The organism is uncultured Roseobacter sp. (genome assembly GCF_947496515.1).
Classification (GTDB): domain Bacteria; phylum Pseudomonadota; class Alphaproteobacteria; order Rhodobacterales; family Rhodobacteraceae; genus Roseobacter.
In genome coordinates, this window is record NZ_CANMDB010000005.1 from 46,292 (window position 1) to 66,697 (window position 20,406).

Genomic DNA, 20,406 nt, shown 5'->3' on the forward strand with positions numbered 1-20,406 from the left:
GAGACGCTCAGCCACCCTCCAGCAGGACCGCCTCGACCCGCCTGTTGCGGTCGCGGCCTTCCGCTGTGCTGTTGGTCGCAATGGGGGCCAGGTAGCCCATCCCTTCGGCATCCAGACGGTCTGCGGCGACCAGATACTGCTCGATCAGGCGCGCGCGTACCGACCGCGCCCTGTCCCGCGACAGCGCGATGTTGGGTGCGAGACCGCCGACCGTATCCGTATGGCCCACCAGAGCGATGCGCAGTTCAGGACGCTCCGAAAGCAGGGCCGCCAACCGCTCCAGCGAGGCGAAGGGACCCGGCCCGAGTGACGAGGATCCGGTGTCAAAGTCCAGATCGCTCAGCACGACAGCGCCCTCATTCAGCAACGGTGTCATATCGACACCATCCGGTGTCGTAGCCGCCGGTGGCTCAGGCGTCTGCGCAGGGCGGGTAACGGGTGCTGCGACAGGGCCGGTCCGGGCGTGGATCACCTGCACATAGGCCGAAGAACCGGTGACACTGGCGAGGATCGTCACGGCCTCCTCCGGCGCGTCTCGCGGTCCCTTGAACGCGGTCAGATAGCGAAAAGCGCCGATATTGACGTACATGTTCGGGCTCGGCAGCACCTCGACCGCAAAGCGGAAATCAAAGCCACCGCAGGCCGTATCGCTACATTCAAAGGCGATCTCAAAGCCCCGCGCTTCCAGCTGCGCCCGCAAGGGGGCCATTGCCTGCAAGGATGTCATGCCACCCGTCTCGATCCGCCAGGCCTGCCGGTTAACGGACCCTTCCAGTGTCTGGGAAGGCACCGTCGCGCCATCGAACCCGGCCACGGGGGCGGCAAAACTGTCTGGCGACGTGGCCCGTCCCACCGTCATCCGGGCCCCCTCGGGCAGGCTCAGGTCCACCGCCTGAACGGCCGCGCCCAAGCAACAGGCGGCAATCGTCGCCCAGACGCGCGCGGACCTCATCGGGCCTGAGCGTGATAGTCGTCATTGGGCTGCATCGACGTCGCACTGGCCACACGGTTGGTCATGTTGAAGAACCCGGCCACATTCGCGATGTCCCAAATGTCTCGGTCGCTGAAACCCGCCGCGCGCAGGGTCTCGCGATGCGCCTCCTCGATTGTGGCGCTCGCCGTCGTCATCAGCGCCGCAAAATCGAGCATCGCGCGCTGCCGTGTGTCCAGGTTGGCCACGCGGTAGTTCATCACCAGCGCCTCGCCCAGAGCGGGATCCCCCGACATGGCGCGCACTGCCGCGCCATGGGCCACAAGACAGTAAAAGCACCGGTTGATAGAGGAGACGACAACCGCGATCATCTCCCGCTCCAGCTTGCTCAGGCCCGACGGCGCCAGCATCAGATCGTTGTACATGCCGGTGAAGGCATCAAGCTTGTCGATGTCAAAGGCATAGGCCCGCAAAACGTTGGGGATCATCCCCAGCTTGTCCTGACAGACGTCGAAGTATTTCTGCGTGGGTGCAGGCAGAGGGTCGACCATCGGCAGGTCGAGCGCTGTGGGCAGGGTGGGATCAGCCATGTGGTTCGGTCTTTCGCGCGGGGTTCAGGCGGTAATGGTAGTGGCCCACTTCTTCAAAACCCAGAGAGGAATAGAGCGCAAGCGCCGCTGCATTGGCGCGGGTGCACAGCACCATCATCTCGGCAGCGCCCTGCTTGGCCGCCCAGAAGGCCGCGGCCCGCATGACCCATCCTGCAACACCCTGACGGCGTTGGTGAGGCAGGATCTCGACTGCGTGCACCACCCCAACGTCGCCTGACATGGCGACAAAGGCAGCACCTGCGGGTTTTTCGTTCCAGCGCGCGAGGATTCCCGTCTTTTGGGCGGCACGCTCCATGACGGCCAGACGCGCAGGTCCGATCCCACCGGCGGCCCAGATCTCCTCCATGATGGCCAGCGGCTCCCAGATGCAAAAGGCCGTGACCCGCGGCACGGGCGTGTCCGTCAGACGGGCAACGGGCGTACACAGCAGTACCGTCGGGTCAACGATCCCGTAACCCCGCCGGGCCAGTTCTGCATCCAGCGCCTCCTCGCCCGGGCGCAACATGAAAAGCGGCGCCTGACCGAATGACCGCATGCCTGCCTCGGCGTCCTCGATGTGATCCAGTGCGGTCGCGTCCTGTGCCGTGGCCGCAGAGACACGCTTGCCACCGCCCTGGCCTGCGCGCAGCACCCAAGGCCCCACCGTGCGCCGTTCAGCCGCGGGCCAGGTTGCATCAACGGCGGCAAAATAGTCGGCCCCGCTCACGCGGCAAACACATCCGCCAGACGCGCCCGGACTTCCCGCACCAGCGCCCCGTCGGTGCCGCGGATCACCACATTCGCGCCAAAGCGCCCGTCGGGTTGCTGGAACGGGTAGGATCCCATGCTGAGCGTCGGAAACTCCGCCGCCAGCGCGCCCAGCGGCCCCGCGATGTCTCCTTCTCCCCTGTCGATGCGCAGCGTCTCCGACACCAACGGCGCGCCACCGGACAGCCCGGCCAGCACACTTTCGACCATCGCCTGAAAGATCGCGGGCACCCCCGCCATCACGTGCACATTGCCAAGCGTAAAGCCGGGGGCGGCCGAAACCGGGTTGTCGATCAACTCTGCCCCGTCCGGGATCCGCGCCATGCGCAACCGGGCCGCGTTCATCTCGGTGCCGGTCTTGGCGTAATGCGCCGCCAGGATCGCACGGGCATCGGCGCGCACGTCGATGTGGGCACCGAAAGCCGCAGCAATGCAATCGGCGGTGATGTCATCGTGGGTCGGCCCGATGCCACCGCTGGTAAAGACGTGATCAACCGTCTCCGACAGTGCCTTGACCGCTGCAATGATGGCCTCGCGGTCATCGCTCACCACCCTGACCTCGCGCAGGTCGATCCCCGCCGCCGTCAGCTTGCCCGCCAGATGGTACATATTGGCATCGCGCGTGCGGCCCGACAGGATCTCATCACCGATGACGAGCATGGCAGCGGTTGGGTTGGGCATGGGCACGGCACTCCTTGCCTGAGGGATGGTGCCGGGTATAGACGCTGCCTCATGCGCTTTCAAACCGAACTTGTGCCCGCCCGATTGACCCGCCGCTACAAACGCTTTCTGGCAGACTGCGTGCTGGAGGCCGGCGGGCAGGAGGTCACCGCACACTGCGCCAACCCCGGCTCCATGATGGGGCTGGCGGAGCCGGGCACGCGCATCTGGCTGGAGCCGAATGATGATCCCAAAAAGAAGCTGAAGTACGGCTGGCGGCTGGTCGAGCACGCGAGCGGTCATTTCACCGGCGTGGATACGGGCGTGCCCAACAAGGCGCTGAAGGCAGCACTTGAGGCCCGCGCGCTGAGCCCCTTTGCCGGTTACAGCACCGTGCGGCCCGAGGTGCGCTATGGCACGGGCAGCCGCATCGACTTTCTGCTGAGCGCACCGGGGCTGCCCGATGTCTACGTCGAGGTCAAAAGCGTCACCCTGTCGCGCAAACCCGGGCTGGCGGAGTTTCCCGACAGCGTGACCGCGCGCGGGACCAAGCACCTGCAGGAACTGGCCGAGGTCGCGCAATCGGACGCACGCGCGGTCATGCTGTATCTGGTGCAACGCACCGATGCCGCCCGCTTTACCATCGCCGCCGATATCGACACCGCCTACGCTGCGGCATTTCGCGCCGCGCGCGCGGCTGGCGTTGAAACTCTGTGCTACGGGACCGATATTACGCCCCAAGGGGTCGACATCGCGGATCCCTTGCAAGTCGAGATCTGAGGGCGCACTGGCTCTTGGGTCTTTTTGACGTTAAACCGCTTGAAACACTCGCAATGGAGCATCCGCGTGAACGAGGATCTTCGGGGCCGCCACACCAAAGACGGCATACGGATTTACGAAAAGGCCGATTTTGACGGCATGCACGCCGCAGGCGCGCTGACCGCGCGTATTCTGGACGATATCGCCGGGCTGGTCTTTGTCGGCCAGACAACCGCTGCCATCGACAAGGCCATCACCGAGATGGTCGAGGACGCCGGGGCGACCTCGGCCACCATCGGCTACAAGGGCTATCAGCACGCCAGTTGCATTTCCGTCAATCACGTCGTCTGCCACGGGATCCCGGGCGACAAGGTGCTGAAAGACGGCGATATCCTGAACATCGACGTGACCACCATCGTGGACGGCTGGTTCGGCGACAGCAGTCGGATGTATGTGGCGGGCAAGCTGCCGCGAAAGGCGGAACGCCTTATCCAGGTGACACACGACGCGCTGATGCGCGGGATTGATGCGGTAAAACCCGGCAACACCTTTGGCGACATCGGCCATGCGATCCAGTCCTTCGTCGAGGGCCAACGCATGTCGGTGGTGCGGGATTTCTGCGGCCACGGGCTGGGCCGGGTGTTCCACGCGCCCCCCAATGTACTGCACTACGGTCGGCCCGGGACCGGTGCCGTGCTGGAAGAGGGGATGTTCTTTACCATCGAGCCGATGGTGAACCTCGGGCGGCCGGAGACCAAGACCCTGTCGGATGACTGGACGGCCGTAACCCGGGACAAGTCACTCTCGGCCCAGTTCGAGCATTCCATCGGTGTGACCGAAACGGGGGCGGAGATTTTTACCCTGTCGCCCGGCGGGTTGTTCCACCCGACCTACTCGAACGGCTGATCTTGCTCGGCGGCATCGCGCCGCAGCACCGCCAGCAAGAGCGTCTCCGCGCCCCATGGCTGCACAGTGTCACTGATGAATACCAGTGTGGACGGGCGCGGTCGCGGTTTCGCCCCGGTGGCGTCACTGGAGATCTGAGCGCAGAACGGAGGCAACGCGATGCTGAGCATATCTGATCCCTATCAGATCAAGCATCCGCTTTCGACAGAAAGGTGATTTGCGTATCGCCGTAGCGCCGCTGATCCACCAGATCGAAACCGGGGGGCGCTGGCATGGGCGCGGCCTCTTCCCAGACAATCAGTGCACCCGACGCCAGCCAGCCGCTTTGGCCTGCTGTCGCCAGCGCCGCCTCGCCCATCTCTTTGCCATAGGGCGGATCAAGGAAGATCAGCCCAGCGGGAGGACCCTCGCGGACAGGGAGGCGACGGGCATCCCGCGCGACAATGGTACTTCGATCCGCGACGCGCAGCTTGGCGATGTTCTGACGCAGAAGCCCAAGCGCTGTCCGGCCGTTGTCCACAAATGTGGCATGGGCCGCCCCGCGCGACAACGCCTCCAGCCCCAAAGCACCCGTGCCCGCAAATAGATCCAGCACCCGGGCACCGTCCGTCACGCCCAGATGGGTCAGCACGCTGAAGAGGCTCTCGCGGACCCGGTCGGACGTAGGGCGCAGGTGGGCGCCGTGATCGCCCTTGCCCAATGGCGCGAGGCTCACCCCGCGATGCTCTCCGGCGATGATCCTCACGCGGTCAGCAACGCCTTGAGCTCTGCCCCCGAATCCGCAACCACGGTCCGGTCGGCGGTGCGGCCTGCCTCGATGAGGCGCTTGCCGATCATATAGGCACGCGGATCGTTCATCGCGTCCACGGCCAGCAACGCCTCGCCCCGGTAGTACCAGAAAGAGGCAGTGCGGCCCGGCCCCTGCCGGGTGACAACATCGGCGTAGCCCGTGTTCAGACCTGCAATCTGCAGCTTCACGTCGTACTGATCCGACCAGAACCACGGCTTGGCCACATAGTCCTTGCCCGCGTCCATCAGATTGTCCGCCACGACTTCGGCCTGATCAATGGCGTTAGGCACGCTCTCCAACCGGATACGGGCGTCGCGGTAGGGAAACGAGGTGCAATCCCCCGCCGCCCAGATATGGGGATCGGAGGTCTGCCCCCGTGCATCCACCGCGATGCCGTTGTCGATTGCAAGCCCGGCCTGTTCCGCCAAGGCTGTCGCGGGTGCGATGCCCACCCCTGCGATCACCAGATCCACATCAAGCACGGTTCCGTCGGTCAGCTCCGCACCGCTCACAGCACCATCACCGGTCAATCGTTTGACGCCGACCCTTTCGCGGAGATCGACGCCGTGGGCGCCATGCAACGCACGGAAATACGCGCTTGTCTCGGGCGCGGCCACCCGCTGGAGGATCCTGTCAGCCATCTCCACCAGTGTGACCTGCAGGCCCAGTTTCACCGCGACCGCCGCCGCCTCCAACCCGATGTATCCGCCCCCCACGATCATCACGCGCTTGTCCGCCGTCATCAGCGGTGCCATGGCATCCACATCAGCCAGAGTGCGTACCGCAAAAACGCCGCGCAGATCACCGCCCATGGCCGTCGGCAGGCGGTGCGGCACCGAGCCTGTCGCGAGCACCAGCGCGTCATAGCTCAAGACCTCATCCTCCAGGATGACCGTCCGCGCGGCGGGATCAATCGCGCTGACCCAGGCGCCGGTGCGCAGGGTGATGTCCTCATCCGCATAATAGGAGACGGGCCGCAGGTAGAGACGCTCCAACGCCATTTCACCCATCAGATAGGCCTTGGAAAGCGGCGGACGCTGGTAGGGCGGCTGCGGCTCTTCGCCGATCAGGGTGATCCGGTCCGTGCAGCCCGCGCTGCGCAACCGCGCCACACAACTGGCCCCCGCCTGCCCTGCGCCGATCACGATGATATGCCGCATAGCGCCCCTTACCCCACTGAAATCATCTAGTATCGCCCAAGGCCGCACCCTATATCCAAGACAGTAAAAAGCGCAATTGAAAGAAAGGCGTATCACATGACGATCTCACAGGGCGATCACCTTCCCGACGCGACACTGGTTCAACTGGGCGACGATGGCCCCGCACCGGTCTCGCTGGCGGAAAAGACCAAGGGCCGCAAGGTCGTCATCTTTGCCGTACCCGGCGCCTACACCGGCGTCTGCCATTCGGCGCATGTGCCCAGCTTTATGCGCACCAAGGACCAGTTCGACGGCAAGGGTGTGGATGAGATCATCTGCATCGCCGTCAATGATCCTTTCGTGATGAATGCCTGGGGCGAGGCGACCGGGGCGACAGCCGCCGGGATCACGATGCTGGGCGATCCCGAAAGCGCCTTTACCAAGTCCATCGGCATGGATTTCGACGCGCCGCCCGCCGGGCTCATCGGGCGCTCCAAACGCTATGCCATGCTGGTCGAAGACGGAAAAGTCACGCTCTTCCAACCGGAGGAAAATCCCGGAATGTGTGAAGTGTCTGCAGGCGAGGCGTTGCTCGCCAATATGTAGAGCCGGTGCGGCCGGGATCAGGCCTGATCCCGGTTGTCCTCTTCGCCGTCGAACCCCTGACGCGCGGCACCATTGCTGGTGCCATGCTCGGGATCGTCCTCGCTGGATGTGCGCATGATGGTCCGCGTCGGGAAGGGAATGTCGATCCCGCCTGCATCCAGCGCTTCTTTCACCGCGCGTTTCATGTCGGCCTGGTAGGCGAAGTACTCCGCTGCATCGACCCAGACCCGCACCAGAAAATCAACCGAGCTGTCGCCCAGATTGTTGACCTGTATGAACGGCTCCGGCTCCGCATCAGAGCGGGGGTCCGCCATAATGGTGTCCAGGATGATCCGTTGCGCCTCGCCCAGGTTCACCCCGTATCCGACGCCAAAGGTCCATTCCGCACGGCGCTTGTTGTTGGCCGAGTAATTGGTGATCACATTCCCCCAGACCTCTGAATTGGGGATGATCACCTGCACGTTGCTCAGATCCGCAAGCTCGGTGAAGTTGAGCGTGATCGCCTTGATCGTGCCCATCTCACCGCCTACCTCGACGAAATCGCCCAGTTTGATGGGCCGGAACAGGATCAGCATCACCCCTGCCGCCACGTTGGACAAGGTGCCTTGCAACGCCAGACCGATGGCAAGACCAGCCGCACCGATGACAGCGACGACAGAGGTTGTCCGCACGCCGAAGGTGTTGAGCACGAAGAGAACCGTAAAGCCCAGCACCACGTAGCGGATGATCGAGGACAGAAAGTCAAAGAGCGTGTCGTCCAGATGCCGGTGACGCCGCCCGAGGTTCTGAACCCGCCGCTGCAACCAGGCAGAGACGATCCAGCCGATGATCAGGATACCGACAGCGGCAGAGATGGATCCGACAGCACTCAGCAAGAAATCGAGTGTCAGCAGATCGGCGACAGTCTTGTCCTGCCAGATCTCGGTTTGTAGCAATTCTTCCATGTCTATTCCGCCAAACCGTCCATCTTGCGTGCCAGCTTGGCATCCAGCGCGCTCAACCCGTCGACATCATGGGTGCTCAGCACCACATCCACGGTCTTGTAGACGTTGTGCCACTCGGGATGATGATCCCATTTTTCAGCCCAGATGGCCACTTTGGTCATCCAGCCGAATGCTTCGACAAAATTGTCAAAGACAAACGTCTTTTTCAGCGCATCGCGATCCTCAACCATTTCCCAACCCGCCTCAAGAAGGGGCTGCAAAAGGGGGCCGCGGGTTTCTTCGCTCAGTTTTTCCGTCATTCCTGTTCCTCGACTTCTGCCCGTTTGAAGGGTCCATATTCCGTCAGCACCTCAATCTCTTCCTCGATCGCGCTCCGCTCCGCCTTCAGATAGGTCCCGATGGCGTCGGCAAAACCGGCGTCACGCACCCAGTGCAGCGACCAGGTCGGTGTCGGCAAGTAGCCGCGGGCCAGCTTGTGCTCACCCTGCGCGCCCGCCTCTACCCTCGAAAGACCCTGCGCTATCGCAAAATCAATGGCGCGGTAGTAGCAGAGCTCAAAGTGCAGGCAAGGGTGATGCTCCGTACAGCCCCAGTAGCGGCCGTATAACGCCTGAGCCCCGATAAAGTTCAGTGCCCCGGCGATCCAGCACCCGTTTCGCTCTGCCATCACCAGTGCCATATCATCGCGCAGCCGCTCCTGCGCATGGTCGAAAAAGGCGCGGGTCAGATAGGGTGTTCCCCATTTGCGCGCGCCCGTGTCCTGATAGAACGTCCAAAAGGCATCCCAATGCTCGGGTTCCAGCGTATCGCCGGTAAACGTGTGGATGGTCCCGCCAAAGGCGTCAGCCTTGCTGCGCTCCTTGCGGATATTCTTGCGCTTGCGCGAGCTGAGCGAGGCCAGGAAGCCATCGAAATCCGCGTAACCATCGTTGCACCAGTGAAACTGCTGGGTCTTGCGCAACATCAGCCCCATATCTTCGCCCGCGTGCGCTTCGTCCTCGGTACAAAAGGTCAGATGCAGCGAGGACAGCCGGTTGCTTTCGGCCAGTTGCACGGCCCCCTGGATCAGGGCGGCGCGGCCTGTCTGCTCAAACCCCGGGCGGACAAGCAACCGACGCCCGGTTGCGGGCGTGTGTGGCACCGCAATCTGAAGCTTGGGATAGTAGCGGCCACCGGCCCGCTCATACGCATGCGCCCAGTTGTGATCAAAGATGTATTCGCCCTGGCTGTGGGATTTCGCGTACATGGGCGCCACGGCGATCAGCTGGCCTGCGGCATGGGCCGTCAGGTACTGCGGCTGCCAACCAGTGCCGGTCCCGACCGACCCGCTTTGTTCGAGCGCCAGCAGAAAGCGGTGCGTGGTGAAAGGATCATTCGGGCGCGCGCCCGACGTCGTCTCCGGACACGCGCAGGCATCCCAGTCGCTGGCGCTGATCTCGCTCAGCGAGGGCAGAACCCGGATCTCGATTTCATGTTGGTGCATGGACACAGCCTTTGATCTTCGCTCTACCTGTGTCCGAAGGTCAAAGGATCAAGCATCAAGCGGTGGCTTGTAGCCCTCGAAGGTGATATTTTGCGCCACGCTGCGGGCCTGCGCTTCATCCTCGGGCGACCGGACCGTCCAGCACAGCACAGCCGCACCCTCGGCCTTGAGAGCAGCAACGCGGGGGCGCGCCAGATCGTGCATATTGTGGCTGATGAAGCTGCACCCAAGATCCCAGTAGTCGGGAACGCCGCGCAACCGTGCGCGGGTCTCCTCCGGCAGGGTCCAATCGCGCGCTTCAAAGGCGTCCGTGACAAGGCCGCGCGGGATTTCGGGGCAGAGTTCCGCCATGCGGGCCACCGAGTGGGGGTTGAAGGACATCACCGCCACGGGGCCTGCGTATCCTGCGAGGGCCAAGGCAATGGCCTGCTCCAGCGGGCCGATGGCGGGGCCCATGGCACCGTCCTGATCCTTGATCTCGATCAGCAACGGCACCTGCCCCGACACAAGGTCCAGCACCTCTGCCAGATCGGGGATCCCTTCGTGACCGCCGCGCAGCGGGACCTGTGCCAGATCTGCCGCAGAGCGGGCGCGCACGGGGCCCGACCCTTCGGCCAGCCGATCCAGCGTGGTATCGTGAAACACCATCGCACGCGCATCCGCACTTTGCTGCAGGTCGATCTCTATTCCGTAGCCTGCAGCAATTGCCGCCCGCACGGCCGCGCGGCTGTTTTCGGGCCGCCCGGCGCTCAGATCGTGCAGCGCCCGGTGCGCCAGCGGCACACGCAGAAAGACATCAGGCAAAGACGGGGTCATGAGATCTCAAAGATGCCTTCGATCTCCACAGCCACCCCAAGCGGCAGAGACGCCGCCGAAACGGCGGAGCGCGCATGCCGCCCCATGTCACCGAGCGCTTCGACCAGAAAATCCGACGCACCGTTCACCACCTTGGGCTGATCGGTGAAATAAGCCGTGGAATTCACAAAGCCCGTCAGCTTGAGCACCCGTTGCAACCGGTCGATGTCACCGTCGCAGGCCGCCTTGACCTGTGCCAACAGGCTGATGGCGCAAAGCCGCGCGGCGGCTGCCCCCCCCTCGACCTGCATGGTCTCGCCCAGCTTACCGGTCACCAGACCGTCCGGCCCGTTGGAAATCTGCCCCGATACGTAGAGGATATTGCCTGCGCGCACGAAAGGCACGTAGTTGGCCGCAGGTGCGGGCGCGTCGGGCAGGGTAACGCCGAGATCAGCGAGACGGGAAGCAATGCTCATGGCAGGATCCTTTAAGTGCATGGCGCGGCCCGGGTGAGCCGCTGATGCGAAGTATGCGGATGCGTGCCCCGTGCACAAGCGCCAAGACCGATTTGCACGCCGAGAGAGCGCCGCAGCAGGCGGATCGGCATGAGCGATTTTTGCTCAGCTTCAAGCACATGCACGCTCCGCTATAGACAGCTTGGCAGCCACCGCACTATGAGTCGCATGTCACTCAATCACCACAACTGCGTGATTCCCGCTGCCCCTGATCTAGGCTTTGCCGCCAAATACCTTAGCTATTGATTGTCGCTCTTACAGGATGATTCTCGTGCCCCTATCTCCCTCCTCCAAGGTCAGCGTGCGATCCGGCCTTGCTCTCGCGCTGGTGCTTTCGCTCGGCGCCTGTGCAACATCGCAGGATCCCGCGACCCGGACCAACGGGGTCAACGACCCTTATGAGACCCAGAACCGCCAGGTTCATGCGTTCAACAAGGGGCTGGACACCAATCTCGTGCGGCCCGTGTCGCAAGCCTACGGCGTCGTGCCGGTGGAACTGCGTGATAGGGTGAATGATTTCTCCAAGAACCTGTCGATGCCGGGTGTCGCGGTTAACAGCCTGCTGCAGGGCGATCTTCGGGGCACGGGCCTTGCCACCGTTCGCTTCGTGATGAACACCACGATCGGGCTGGGCGGGTTCTTTGACCCAGCGTCCGAGCTGCGGATCCCCGATCACGACACCGACTTTGGCGAAACGCTGAACGTCTGGGGTGCCGGTGAAGGTGCCTATGTGGAGCTGCCCGTCTTCGGTCCCTCGACCCAGCGGGACACCGCAGGGTTGATCGTCGACATCTTTACCAACCCGCTGCGCTACAGCGGTGCAGTGGAAAGCAACCCGGCTGTCCGGCCCACTGCCACCACCGCCTCCGTGCTCAACGACCGCGAGAAGTTCAGCGACACCATCGACGGCGTGCTCTATGAGAGCGCCGACAGCTACGCACGCTCGCGTTCCATCTATCTGCAAAACCGCCGGTTCGAGCTGGGCACCGAAAGCCCGCAGGAAATCGACCCCTTTGCACCAGACCCCTATGAGGATCCTTATGCCGAGTAATCTTTCCCGCCGGGAATTCTTTGTCAGTTCCACTGTAGCTGCTGGTGTTCTGGCTGCCGGCCCCGCTGCGGCCCTCACCGAAGGAGAGGCCCGACAGCTCGTCGACCAGGTGGTTGCCGATATCGACCGGGTCATCACCTCCGGCGGATCCGAGGCCGCGATCCTGCGCGAATTCGAAAAGCTGTTCCTGCGCTACGCGGATGTGAACATCATGGCGCAATACGCCCTTGGCGTGGACGGTCGCAGTGCCTCCAACGCACAGAAACGCGCCTTCAACGACGCCTTCACCACCTATATCACCCGGAAATACGGACGTCAGTTCCGCGATTTCATCGGGGGCCGGGTCGAGGTCAACGGCGCGCGGGCGATCCGCTCCGGCTATGAGATCGAGACGACGGCCTATCTGCGCGGTGACGGTCCTTTTGCGGTGAACTTCCATGTCTCCGACCGGTCCGGCTCGCTGAAGTTCTTCAATATCTATATTGAAGGGGTGAACCTGCTGCTCACCGAACGTGACGAGATCGGCGCCATGCTCGACCGGCGTGGCGGCAATATCGACGCGGTCATCAGTGATCTGCGCAGCGCAGGCTAAGTCACGCGATCCCTTTCGCTGACGTCACCGGATTTGGAAACGCGGCTCTGACATCACCGATGTCGGGCCGCGTTTGTCCTTGAGGCTAGTGTAACCGCGTTACCTGTCGCTGCCGCTTAGCCCGGGCTGATGGGTTTGCCCGCTTGAGCCACCGCCAAGAATGTCGCGCAAGAGCCCTTCAATCAGCCCGACGGGATTGCGGCTGGGCGTGGAGGGTGCTGGCGCGCGGACCTGACTTGAACCAGCGGGCTGGATCATCGGCAGCGGGCTCAGCGGGACCCCCTCGTGGATCCGCGACATGGTCTCGCGCCAGATGTCCGCGGGCAGCCCCGCACCTGTCACACCGGTCAACGGTGTGTTGTCGTCGTAGCCCATCCACACGCCTGCCACATAATCCGCGGAGAAGCCGACGAACCAGGCATCCCGGGCGCTTTGTGTGGTGCCGGTCTTACCGGCAAGCTGACGCCCTCCGAACTGCGCCCGCTTGCCGGTGCCTTGCGAGACGACCTTCTCCATCATGTAGATCAGCTGCCGCGCCGCTTCCTCCTGCACTACGCGCTCGCCGATGCCGCCGCCGGTGCCCATCAGGGGCGTGTCCTCGCCCAGCAGGCGCAGTTCGACCAGCCCGTAGGGCTGCACGGAGGAGCCGCCGTTGAGGATGCCCGCGTAGGCCCCCGTCATCTCGATGAGCGTGCTTTCCGAGACACCAAGCGCCAGCGCCGGGCCAGCGGCCAGATCACTTTCCAGACCAAAGTCGCTGGCCACCTGACGCACCACATCACGGCCCACGAACTCGGAGATCTTCACGGCAGGGATGTTCAGACTGTCCGCCAGCGCGCGGGTCAGCGACACCTTGCCGTAGAACTGCTTGGAGTAGTTGCGCGGCGACCACGGGCCGGAGCCGGGGATGTTGATGGTCAGCGGCTCGTCGGTCACGGTGTCATTGGGCGAGTAGCCCAGATCCAGTGCGGCCGCGTAGATGAAGGGCTTGAAGGCCGAGCCCGTCTGCCGGTTTGCCTGGACCGCGCGGTTGAACGCGCCCGCCACTTTGGTTTGCCGCCCGCCGACCATGGCGCGCACCGCCCCGTCCGCGGACATCACGACGATCGCGGCCTGGGCCTTGCTGCCCTCCCGCACCTGATTTTCAAAGACGGACCGCATGGCCTCGTCCGCTGCGCGCTGAATACCGGCGTCGAGCGTGGTCTTGATGATCACATCCTCGGTGGTGTTGCGCGTAAAGAACTCCGGCCCGGAGGACATGACCCAATCGGCGAAATACCCCCCGGCACGGGCCTCTGCGGCCCGAGACAGCTGTGCTGGGTTGGCCTGTGCCGTGCGGGCTTCGGTATCGCTCAGATAGCCCTGTTCCTTCATCAGCCGCACGATGGTCGCCGCCCGGTTCTGGGAACGGGCCAGATCGTTGGTGGGCGCAAAGCGTGTGGGGGCCACCAGCAGGCCCGCCAGCATCGCAGCCTCTGCCGCCGTTACATTCGCGGCTGATTTGCCAAAGTACCGCTGGCTCGCTGCTTCGAACCCGCGCGCGCCGGCACCCAGAAAGGCGCGGTTCATGTAGATGGTCAGGATCTCGTCCTTGGAATATTTCGCCTCCATCGCCAGCGCATAGATCGCTTCGCTGGCCTTGCGTTTGATGGTCCCGCGGCGGCAGTCCGTTTCGTACTCCGCCTCCGTCTGGATCTCGGGGTCATAAGGCACACCAAGACAGAGCAACTTGGCCGTCTGCTGTGTGATGGTCGAACCGCCGTGACCGGACAGCGGGCTGCGCCCTTCGCTCAGGTTGATGCGGATGGCACTGGCGATGCCCCGCGGGCTGAGGCCGAAATGGCTGTAGAACCGCTTGTCCTCTGTTGCGATGATCGCATGCCGCAGATGCGGCGACACCGTTTGCGCCGTGATGGCCCCGCCGAACTGATCGCCGCGCCAGGCAAAAACCTGGCCTTCCCGGTCGAGCAGTGTCACCGACCCGCGCGCCCGGCCGTCCAGCAAGGCATTCACATCCGGCAACGTCGTATAATAGTAGCCGACCATCAGCCCCAGGATCAGGCAGGCAACCGCGCCAAGCCGCCACGTGATCCGCCAGATAAGCCGCAGAAACCAGTGAAGAATACGTGACAGAAAACCGCGGCGACGCGCGACCGGCTTGCGCCGGGCGGTCCGTCGTGCGGGCTGGGACTTGCGCGTGGTCTTGGCCTTGCGCTTGGCAGGTGCCGCGCGTTTGTCGGCGACCAAGGGCCGCCTGCCTTTACGTGAATCACTCATAAGAACCTGCCCGGCTCATTGTTGTTTTTTACACCCTAGCTCTTTGGCGAGAGATTGTTGAGGGATCACAACACCGGCACCCGTTAATTATTTGCACTTTTTTTGTGCGATTTTTAAATATCGCACAATTCACAGGCAAATGTGAGGCGTTTTGGGAGGAACACCGCCGGTGAAACTTCCATGTTCCGCGCGCCGTGGCGTCTTCTTCACGCGCAAGCATCGCAGCTCCGGCTGCCAAGTGAAGGGGATGTTAGGTGAAACTCATCATTGCAACAATCAAGCCGTTCAAGCTGGAGGAAGTGCGCGAAGCACTGACCGAAGCCGGTGTACGCGGCATGATGGTGACGGAAATCAAGGGCTTCGGCTCGCAATCCGGGCATACGGAGATCTACCGCGGCGCAGAATACGCTGTGAACTTCGTGCCCAAGGTCAAAATCGAGATTGTTGTCGCAGAAAGCGCCGTCGATCAGGTGGTGGATACGATCACCAAGACCGCCCAGACCGGCAAGATCGGCGACGGCAAGATCTTCGTGCTCAGCGTCGATCAGGCCGTGCGGGTGCGGACCGGCGAAACCAACGAGGACGCGCTCTAGGCGCGGCGCATCAATCAGGGATATATCACTCATGAAGTTTCTCAACACTCTTGCCCCGGCCGCCGCGCTCATCGCGCTGCCGTCGTTGGCACTGGCTCAGGACGCCGCACCCGGTTTCGATGAAATCGGCCCCTATATCATGACAACACTGCTGTTCCTCGTGGGCGGCTTTCTGGTGTTCTGGATGGCAGCCGGGTTTGCCATGCTCGAAGCGGGCCTGGTACGGTCCAAAAACGTCACCATGCAGCTGACCAAGAACATCGCGCTCTTTTCCATCGCGGCGATCATGTATTGGTTCATCGGCTTCAACCTCATGTATCCCGGTGATTTCAACGGCTATCTGGCCTTCAGCATCACGCCGACCGTTCTGGAACCTGTGGGCCTGGCGGCAGCAGATGCCTCGCTGGACTACGCATCTGTCGCGTCGGATTTCTTCTTCCAGCTGATGTTTGTCGCCGCGACGGCCTCGATTGTCTCGGGCGTTCTTGCCGAGCGGATCAAGCTGTGGCCCTTCCTGATCTTCGTTGTCGTTCTGACCGGGGTCTTCTACCCGATTTCGGGCGCGTGGCAGTGGGGCGGCGGCTGGTTGTCCGCAGCAGGCTTCAACGATTTCGCCGGCTCCACCATCGTGCACTCCGTCGGGGGATGGGCGGCACTTGCCGGGGCGCTGATCCTCGGGCCACGGCTGGGCAAGTACAAGGACGGTCGGGTCAACCCAATGCCCGGATCGAACCTTGCACTGGCCACGCTGGGCACGTTCATCCTGTGGCTCGGTTGGTTCGGCTTTAACGGCGGCTCGCAGCTTGCGGCGGGCACCGTGGGCGATATCACAGATGTCGGCCGTATCTTTGCCAACACCAATATGGCAGCAGCCTCCGGTGCGATCGCGGCACTTATCCTGACCCAGATCCTCTACAAGAAGGTTGATCTGACGATGGTGCTCAACGGATGTCTGGCGGGCCTCGTCTCCATCACGGCCGAGCCTCTGGCGCCAACAATGTTCGGCGCACTCTGGATCGGTGCCATTGGTGGTGTGATCGTGGTCTTCACCGTGCCGATGCTCGACAAGCTCAAGATCGACGATGTGGTCGGCGCGATCCCGGTGCACCTCTTTGCGGGTATCTGGGGCACCATCGCGGTCGTCTTCTACAACGGCGATGCGACCTTGACCGCACAGCTGACCGGCATCGTCGCCTACGGTGTGTTCACCTTTGTGGCGTCGCTGATCCTGTGGCTCATCCTCAAGGCAGTCCTGGGCATCCGGGTCAGCGAAGAGGCGGAAATCAACGGGCTCGACACGTCCGAGCTTGGGATGGAAGCCTACCCGGATTTCTCCAAAGGCTAAGCCTGCGGAAAGATCGGAAAACGACAAAACCCGGGCGCAACCGCCCGGGTTTTTTGCATCCTGTAAGCCTCTTCGCCCGGAGGGGAGGCTGGGTCAGATCCCCACGTCGATGATCGCCTTTGCCAGCAGTGGCACGGTCTCGCGGTTCAGGCCCGCGATGTTCATCCGGCTGTCCGCGACCATGTAAATCCCGTGCTGCTCCCGCATCTCGGCCACCTTCTCCGGTGTCGTGCCCAGCCGCGAGAACATGCCCCGGTGTTGCGCCAGAAAGCCGAAGCGGTCCGAGCCTGACAGCCGTTGCAGCTCGCTGGCCAGCTCGTGGCGCAGGCCCAGCATGCTCTCACGCACGTCGTTGAGCTCCGTCTCCCAGTCCGCCCGCAGCGCATCGTCGTTCAGGATCATGGTCACCAGCCGCGCGCCGTGATCGGGCGGAAAGGAGAAATTCTGACGGTTGAGAAAGGCAAGCGTCTCCTGATTGAGCTTGCGCGCCTCCGCCTCCTGGCTGATGGCCATCAACAGGCCTGTGCGTTCGCGGTAGATCCCAAAATTCTTGGAGCAGCTGGCCGCAATCAGGCATTCAGGCACCGAAGAGGCCACCAGCCGGGTCGCCTCTGCGTCCTCCTCCAGCCCTTCGCCAAAGCCCTGATAGGCGATGTCGATCATCGGCACAGCGCCAGAGCTAAGCAGCAGATCCACCACGGCCTGCCAGTCTGTCATGGTCAGATTGGCACCAGTCGGATTGTGGCAACACCCGTGTAACAGCACCACGTCACCTCTGCGCACCGCCGCAAGATCCTGCATCATCCCGTCGACGTCCACGCCACGGCTGTCCGCGTCAAAGTACCGGTAGGGGACGGCCTCGATCCCAAGATAGCTCAGGATCGACAGGTGATTGGGCCAGGTTGGATCAGAGACGAAAACCCGCGCGTCGGGGTTCGCCATCTGCACGAGTTCAAAGGCCTGACGGACCGCCCCCGTGCCACCCGGTGTAGCCACAGCGGAGATCGTCTCCCGCGGCACATGCCCGCCCAGCACCAGCTGGATCATGGCATCCGAAAAGGCCGGATCACCGGCGAGGCTGGTGTAGACCTTGCTGTCCTGGGTCTGCCAAAGTTGCTCTTCTGCGGATTTGACGGCGCGCATAACGGGTGTCAGCCCGGTGGCGTCCTTGTAGACGCCGACACCCAGATCGATCTTGGTGGGGCGCGGATCGTCCTTGAAAAGCTGCATCAGCGTCAGGATGCCATCGGCGGGGCGGGGTTTCAGCGTCTCGAACATCAGCAGGCGTCTCCGGTTGCGACGGGCACGGTTGGGAACATGCCCCATTCAGCCCAGGACCCATCGTAAAGCGACCATTGCCGATGGCCCAGCCGTTCCAGCGCCAATGCGAGGATGGCCGCTGTCACGCCCGACCCGCAGGAGGTGATGATCGGTTTGGTGAGATCCACGCCCGCCGCCTGAAAGAGATCGCGACAGGTGGCCGGATCCTTCATCGTCCGGTCATCATTGAGCAACAGCGTATAGGGCAGGTTCCGTGCGCCCGGGATATGACCGGCGCGCAGGCCCGCCCGCGGTTCCGGCGCATCGCCGCGAAAGCGGGTGGCCCCGCGGGCATCGACGATCACGTGATCCCCCAGCTTGGAGGCGGCGGACACCTGCGTGACGTCGCGCACCAGATGGTTCTGCAGCCGAACGGTCATATGCCGGTCGCGGATCACGGGGGGCATGTCCTCGACCGGGCGCCCTTCGGCCTGCCACTTGGGCAGCCCGCCATCGAGCACGGCGACATTTTCCTGCCCCATGCGGCGGAACAGCCACCAGACCCGCGCGGCTGAAAGCAGCCCTGACCCGTCGTAGATCACCACTTGGTGGCCGTCACCGACCCCCATGGCCCGCATCCGCGACATGAATTTCTCCACCGGCGGCGCCATATGCGGCAGGTCGGAGCGGTGGTCGGAGATCTCTTCGATGTCAAAGAACCGCGCGCCCGGAATGTGGGTGGCATCGTATTCAGCGCGGGGGTCGCGACCAGCGTCCGGCAGATACCACGAGGCATCGAGCACCCGCAGATCGGGGTCTTTCAAATGATCGGCCAGCCAGGTGGTCGATACCAGCGTTTTAGGATCATCGGACATGGAAGGCCCCCTCAGGACGGTAAAGTGACGTCTCTGGGTAACGGTCGCGGAGGCTGCCCGCAAGTCTCGGGCCGGGCCCGAAGGATGTGAACGACGCCGTTGCTGCGCATAGCAGCCAGCGGTCCTCCGTCAGCGCTATGTCAGCCGTGATCCTTGAGCAGACGGGACTTTTGCCGGGACCAGTCGCGCTTGGCTGCGGTTTCGCGCTTGTCGTGCAGCTTTTTACCCTTGGCGATGCCGATCTTGATCTTGGCCATGCCGCGGTGATTGAAATACAGCACCAGCGGCACGAGGGTCATGCCCTTGCGCTGTGTCGCCTGCCACAGATCGCCCAACTGTTTGCGCGAGACCAGCAGCTTACGGCGTCTGCGTTCGTTATGCTGAAACGTTTTCGCCTGCTTGTAGGGCGCGATGTAGCTGTTGACCAACCACAGCTCGCCGTCCTCCACACCCGCGTAACTCTCCGCGATATTGGCACCGCCCTCCCGCAGGGATTTGACCTCGGAACCCTCCAGGATGATCCCGCATTCCAGATCTTCCTCGATGGCATAATCAAACCGGGCGCGCCGGTTCTCAGCCACCACCTTGTAGTTGGGATCGGATTTCGTCGCGGATTTTACCTGTGCCATGGGCGTGATCTAGTCCCTCGCACCCCGCCGCGCAAGCACATGCCCCGGTCAGTCACCCAGCTTGGCGTGCACGGCATCCAGATCGATCTCGCCCTTGGGTCGGCGGTCGGCAGGCGTGTCGGGATCGTATTGGAACAGGTCGAAATCCCGTTTATAGATTTCATAGACCAGATGGGCGGACAAGTCGTCGAAGTAATCCTCGACCGGATGCGCGCGTTTCGGGCCGTGCCCATGACTTTCGTTGAACCGCGGCACCGCATCAAGATCGATCCGGTGAGGCGTCTCAATCTCCTCCAGCACCTCACGCATGCCGTCGTTGAAGCTTTCCGTCCAGATGATCTTGTCGTAGGTGCCGCCGTTCACGATAAAGGTGCTCACGTGGCTCGAGACAGCCGACCAGTGAATATCGGGATCCATGGGTTTGCGAAACCTGATCGTGTCCCGCGCAAAGAGCAAAAATCGCCGGAACGCAGCAATCTGGTCAAAGTCATCGCGCCCTTCGGGTCCGCCCACATCGACACCATAGGTCTGGGTCAGCAGAGGCACCAGATTGCCCCGGTACCGTTTGCCATTGCGCTGAATACCGCAGATCTTGTCGAAAAACGAACTCAGGATACGCGCATATGGGTTGCGCACGCAGGTAAAGGCATAGGACATGTGATCGCTCACATTGCGGGTGATCGGCGTCTGACTATGTTCTGCCGCCCATTTGTGCAGCCCATCGTCCGCGTCGTGAATATCTCCATCGAAGAACCGACCATGATCTGAATAGAACATGATCTGACCGATGGTGGAGCAGGCGCATTTGGGCACCACACGGTAGACCATGCTCTCACTTTGCGTCATCCAGACGCCCGGGAAACCCATGCCGTCTCCTCCTTGTCGGCTCTAACCACAC

At 62.9% G+C, this 20,406-nt stretch carries 24 protein-coding genes; 7 read left to right on the forward strand and 17 right to left on the reverse strand.

The genetic code is table 11. The features are described from left to right. Positions 1-7 precede the first annotated feature (7 nt). From Q1A53_RS10750 to Q1A53_RS10765, 4 genes are read right to left on the reverse strand one after another with little or no spacing between them, the layout of a single operon-like run. Positions 8-952: an OmpA family protein gene (locus tag Q1A53_RS10750; RefSeq protein ID WP_299966187.1), complete on the reverse strand. Its 945-nt coding sequence runs from the start codon at positions 950-952 to the stop codon at positions 8-10. Next, positions 949-1,521, reverse strand: coding sequence for a peroxidase-related enzyme (locus Q1A53_RS10755; protein ID WP_299966190.1), 573 nt, complete (start codon positions 1,519-1,521; stop codon positions 949-951). The genes Q1A53_RS10750 and Q1A53_RS10755 overlap by 4 nt, the downstream gene beginning before the upstream one ends. Continuing rightward, positions 1,514-2,248 carry a GNAT family N-acetyltransferase gene (locus Q1A53_RS10760; protein ID WP_299966193.1) on the reverse strand — a complete coding sequence of 245 codons (735 nt, stop codon included), beginning with the start codon at positions 2,246-2,248 and terminating at the stop codon, positions 1,514-1,516. Before Q1A53_RS10760 ends, Q1A53_RS10755 begins: the two co-directional genes overlap by 8 nt. Then, the gene (locus Q1A53_RS10765; RefSeq protein ID WP_299966195.1) at positions 2,245-2,970 is read right to left on the reverse strand and encodes a molybdopterin-binding protein; all 726 of its coding nucleotides are present in this window, start codon (positions 2,968-2,970) and stop codon (positions 2,245-2,247) included. The genes Q1A53_RS10760 and Q1A53_RS10765 overlap by 4 nt, the downstream gene beginning before the upstream one ends. A gap of 51 nt (positions 2,971-3,021) precedes the next feature. Between Q1A53_RS10765 and sfsA the strand changes: the two genes are divergently transcribed. Both sfsA and map read left to right on the forward strand, forming a co-directional pair. After that, the gene (gene sfsA / locus Q1A53_RS10770; RefSeq protein WP_299966197.1) at positions 3,022-3,729 is read left to right on the forward strand and encodes a DNA/RNA nuclease SfsA; all 708 of its coding nucleotides are present in this window, start codon (positions 3,022-3,024) and stop codon (positions 3,727-3,729) included. 66 nt (positions 3,730-3,795) lie between these two features. Continuing rightward, a complete protein-coding gene (gene map, locus Q1A53_RS10775) occupies positions 3,796-4,614 on the forward strand; it encodes a type I methionyl aminopeptidase (RefSeq protein ID WP_299966199.1) in 819 nt (272 codons plus the stop codon). Here map and Q1A53_RS10780 read toward each other — a convergent pair. Genes Q1A53_RS10780 through Q1A53_RS10790 form a run of 3 tightly spaced genes read right to left on the reverse strand, consistent with a single transcriptional unit; the run spans position 4,599 to position 6,564 of the window. Beyond that, complete coding sequence (locus Q1A53_RS10780; protein WP_299966203.1) at positions 4,599-4,784, reverse strand: hypothetical protein; 186 nt, start codon at positions 4,782-4,784, stop codon at positions 4,599-4,601. The two genes, map and Q1A53_RS10780, sit on opposite strands and share 16 nt — an antisense overlap. A 17-nt stretch (positions 4,785-4,801) precedes the next feature. Further along, positions 4,802-5,359, reverse strand: coding sequence for a 16S rRNA (guanine(966)-N(2))-methyltransferase RsmD (gene rsmD, locus Q1A53_RS10785; protein WP_299966205.1), 558 nt, complete (start codon positions 5,357-5,359; stop codon positions 4,802-4,804). After that, positions 5,356-6,564 (reverse strand): FAD-dependent oxidoreductase, encoded by a 1,209-nt coding sequence (locus Q1A53_RS10790; protein ID WP_299966207.1) that lies wholly within the window; start codon positions 6,562-6,564, stop codon positions 5,356-5,358. Before Q1A53_RS10790 ends, rsmD begins: the two co-directional genes overlap by 4 nt. A gap of 96 nt (positions 6,565-6,660) precedes the next feature. Between Q1A53_RS10790 and Q1A53_RS10795 the strand changes: the two genes are divergently transcribed. Next, the gene (locus Q1A53_RS10795) at positions 6,661-7,149 is read left to right on the forward strand and encodes a peroxiredoxin (RefSeq protein ID WP_299966210.1); all 489 of its coding nucleotides are present in this window, start codon (positions 6,661-6,663) and stop codon (positions 7,147-7,149) included. A 17-nt stretch (positions 7,150-7,166) separates the two neighbouring features. Here the strand turns inward: Q1A53_RS10795 and Q1A53_RS10800 are convergent, their stop codons facing one another. Genes Q1A53_RS10800 through Q1A53_RS10820 form a run of 5 tightly spaced genes read right to left on the reverse strand, consistent with a single transcriptional unit; the run spans position 7,167 to position 10,847 of the window. Beyond that, a complete protein-coding gene (locus Q1A53_RS10800) occupies positions 7,167-8,093 on the reverse strand; it encodes a mechanosensitive ion channel domain-containing protein (RefSeq protein ID WP_299966213.1) in 927 nt (308 codons plus the stop codon). Positions 8,094-8,095: 2 nt separating this feature from the next. Beyond that, complete coding sequence (locus tag Q1A53_RS10805) at positions 8,096-8,392, reverse strand: 4a-hydroxytetrahydrobiopterin dehydratase (protein WP_299966215.1); 297 nt, start codon at positions 8,390-8,392, stop codon at positions 8,096-8,098. Continuing rightward, the gene (locus Q1A53_RS10810) at positions 8,389-9,576 is read right to left on the reverse strand and encodes a GNAT family N-acetyltransferase (protein ID WP_299966218.1); all 1,188 of its coding nucleotides are present in this window, start codon (positions 9,574-9,576) and stop codon (positions 8,389-8,391) included. Before Q1A53_RS10810 ends, Q1A53_RS10805 begins: the two co-directional genes overlap by 4 nt. 48 nt (positions 9,577-9,624) lie before the next feature. Continuing rightward, complete coding sequence (locus Q1A53_RS10815; protein WP_299966220.1) at positions 9,625-10,392, reverse strand: glycerophosphodiester phosphodiesterase family protein; 768 nt, start codon at positions 10,390-10,392, stop codon at positions 9,625-9,627. Then, the gene (locus tag Q1A53_RS10820) at positions 10,389-10,847 is read right to left on the reverse strand and encodes a RidA family protein (protein WP_299966223.1); all 459 of its coding nucleotides are present in this window, start codon (positions 10,845-10,847) and stop codon (positions 10,389-10,391) included. Before Q1A53_RS10820 ends, Q1A53_RS10815 begins: the two co-directional genes overlap by 4 nt. Before the next feature lie 310 nt (positions 10,848-11,157). On the opposite strand from Q1A53_RS10820, the gene Q1A53_RS10825 reads away from it, so the two are divergent. Together Q1A53_RS10825 and Q1A53_RS10830 are read left to right on the forward strand one after the other, a co-directional pair. Further along, positions 11,158-11,937: a VacJ family lipoprotein gene (locus tag Q1A53_RS10825; RefSeq protein WP_299966226.1), complete on the forward strand. Its 780-nt coding sequence runs from the start codon at positions 11,158-11,160 to the stop codon at positions 11,935-11,937. Then, the gene (locus Q1A53_RS10830) at positions 11,927-12,529 is read left to right on the forward strand and encodes a phospholipid-binding protein MlaC (protein ID WP_299966228.1); all 603 of its coding nucleotides are present in this window, start codon (positions 11,927-11,929) and stop codon (positions 12,527-12,529) included. Before Q1A53_RS10825 ends, Q1A53_RS10830 begins: the two co-directional genes overlap by 11 nt. Positions 12,530-12,628: 99 nt before the next feature. Here the strand turns inward: Q1A53_RS10830 and Q1A53_RS10835 are convergent, their stop codons facing one another. Next, positions 12,629-14,806: a transglycosylase domain-containing protein gene (locus tag Q1A53_RS10835; RefSeq protein WP_299966231.1), complete on the reverse strand. Its 2,178-nt coding sequence runs from the start codon at positions 14,804-14,806 to the stop codon at positions 12,629-12,631. 254 nt (positions 14,807-15,060) lie between these two features. Between Q1A53_RS10835 and Q1A53_RS10840 the strand changes: the two genes are divergently transcribed. Together Q1A53_RS10840 and Q1A53_RS10845 are read left to right on the forward strand one after the other, a co-directional pair. Then, a complete protein-coding gene (locus tag Q1A53_RS10840) occupies positions 15,061-15,399 on the forward strand; it encodes a P-II family nitrogen regulator (protein ID WP_299966234.1) in 339 nt (112 codons plus the stop codon). 31 nt (positions 15,400-15,430) lie between these two features. After that, positions 15,431-16,744 carry an ammonium transporter gene (locus Q1A53_RS10845; protein WP_299966237.1) on the forward strand — a complete coding sequence of 438 codons (1,314 nt, stop codon included), beginning with the start codon at positions 15,431-15,433 and terminating at the stop codon, positions 16,742-16,744. A 93-nt stretch (positions 16,745-16,837) separates the two neighbouring features. On the opposite strand, the gene Q1A53_RS10850 is transcribed toward Q1A53_RS10845, so the two are convergent. From Q1A53_RS10850 to Q1A53_RS10865, 4 genes are all read right to left on the reverse strand, one after another. Beyond that, on the reverse strand, positions 16,838-18,022 hold the full coding sequence (locus tag Q1A53_RS10850; RefSeq protein ID WP_299966240.1) for an amino acid aminotransferase: 1,185 nt from the start codon (positions 18,020-18,022) through the stop codon (positions 16,838-16,840). Then, entirely contained in the window at positions 18,022-18,879 is an 858-nt protein-coding gene (gene sseA / locus Q1A53_RS10855; protein WP_299966242.1) for a 3-mercaptopyruvate sulfurtransferase, read from the reverse strand. Before sseA ends, Q1A53_RS10850 begins: the two co-directional genes overlap by 1 nt. A 140-nt stretch (positions 18,880-19,019) precedes the next feature. Continuing rightward, positions 19,020-19,508: an SsrA-binding protein SmpB gene (smpB, locus tag Q1A53_RS10860; RefSeq protein WP_299966245.1), complete on the reverse strand. Its 489-nt coding sequence runs from the start codon at positions 19,506-19,508 to the stop codon at positions 19,020-19,022. A gap of 48 nt (positions 19,509-19,556) precedes the next feature. Then, the gene (locus tag Q1A53_RS10865) at positions 19,557-20,375 is read right to left on the reverse strand and encodes a sulfotransferase family protein (protein ID WP_299966248.1); all 819 of its coding nucleotides are present in this window, start codon (positions 20,373-20,375) and stop codon (positions 19,557-19,559) included. Positions 20,376-20,406: the final 31 nt, after the last annotated feature.

Coding starts and splice junctions, on each gene's coding strand:
- Q1A53_RS10805 (WP_299966215.1), bottom strand. CDS start 8,392: ATGACGGAAAAACTGAGCGAAGAAACCCGCGGCCCCCTTTTGCAGCCC.
- sseA (WP_299966242.1), bottom strand. CDS start 18,879: ATGTCCGATGATCCTAAAACGCTGGTATCGACCACCTGGCTGGCCGAT.
- Q1A53_RS10790 (WP_299966207.1), bottom strand. CDS start 6,564: ATGCGGCATATCATCGTGATCGGCGCAGGGCAGGCGGGGGCCAGTTGT.
- Q1A53_RS10835 (WP_299966231.1), bottom strand. CDS start 14,806: ATGAGTGATTCACGTAAAGGCAGGCGGCCCTTGGTCGCCGACAAACGC.
- Q1A53_RS10810 (WP_299966218.1), bottom strand. CDS start 9,576: ATGCACCAACATGAAATCGAGATCCGGGTTCTGCCCTCGCTGAGCGAG.
- Q1A53_RS10750 (WP_299966187.1), bottom strand. CDS start 952: ATGAGGTCCGCGCGCGTCTGGGCGACGATTGCCGCCTGTTGCTTGGGC.
- Q1A53_RS10795 (WP_299966210.1), top strand. CDS start 6,661: ATGACGATCTCACAGGGCGATCACCTTCCCGACGCGACACTGGTTCAA.
- Q1A53_RS10865 (WP_299966248.1), bottom strand. CDS start 20,375: ATGGGTTTCCCGGGCGTCTGGATGACGCAAAGTGAGAGCATGGTCTAC.
- Q1A53_RS10830 (WP_299966228.1), top strand. CDS start 11,927: ATGCCGAGTAATCTTTCCCGCCGGGAATTCTTTGTCAGTTCCACTGTA.
- sfsA (WP_299966197.1), top strand. CDS start 3,022: ATGCGCTTTCAAACCGAACTTGTGCCCGCCCGATTGACCCGCCGCTAC.
- Q1A53_RS10765 (WP_299966195.1), bottom strand. CDS start 2,970: ATGCCCAACCCAACCGCTGCCATGCTCGTCATCGGTGATGAGATCCTG.
- Q1A53_RS10780 (WP_299966203.1), bottom strand. CDS start 4,784: ATGCTCAGCATCGCGTTGCCTCCGTTCTGCGCTCAGATCTCCAGTGAC.
- Q1A53_RS10820 (WP_299966223.1), bottom strand. CDS start 10,847: ATGAGCATTGCTTCCCGTCTCGCTGATCTCGGCGTTACCCTGCCCGAC.
- Q1A53_RS10815 (WP_299966220.1), bottom strand. CDS start 10,392: ATGACCCCGTCTTTGCCTGATGTCTTTCTGCGTGTGCCGCTGGCGCAC.
- Q1A53_RS10800 (WP_299966213.1), bottom strand. CDS start 8,093: ATGGAAGAATTGCTACAAACCGAGATCTGGCAGGACAAGACTGTCGCC.
- smpB (WP_299966245.1), bottom strand. CDS start 19,508: ATGGCACAGGTAAAATCCGCGACGAAATCCGATCCCAACTACAAGGTG.
- Q1A53_RS10850 (WP_299966240.1), bottom strand. CDS start 18,022: ATGTTCGAGACGCTGAAACCCCGCCCCGCCGATGGCATCCTGACGCTG.
- Q1A53_RS10845 (WP_299966237.1), top strand. CDS start 15,431: ATGAAGTTTCTCAACACTCTTGCCCCGGCCGCCGCGCTCATCGCGCTG.
- Q1A53_RS10755 (WP_299966190.1), bottom strand. CDS start 1,521: ATGGCTGATCCCACCCTGCCCACAGCGCTCGACCTGCCGATGGTCGAC.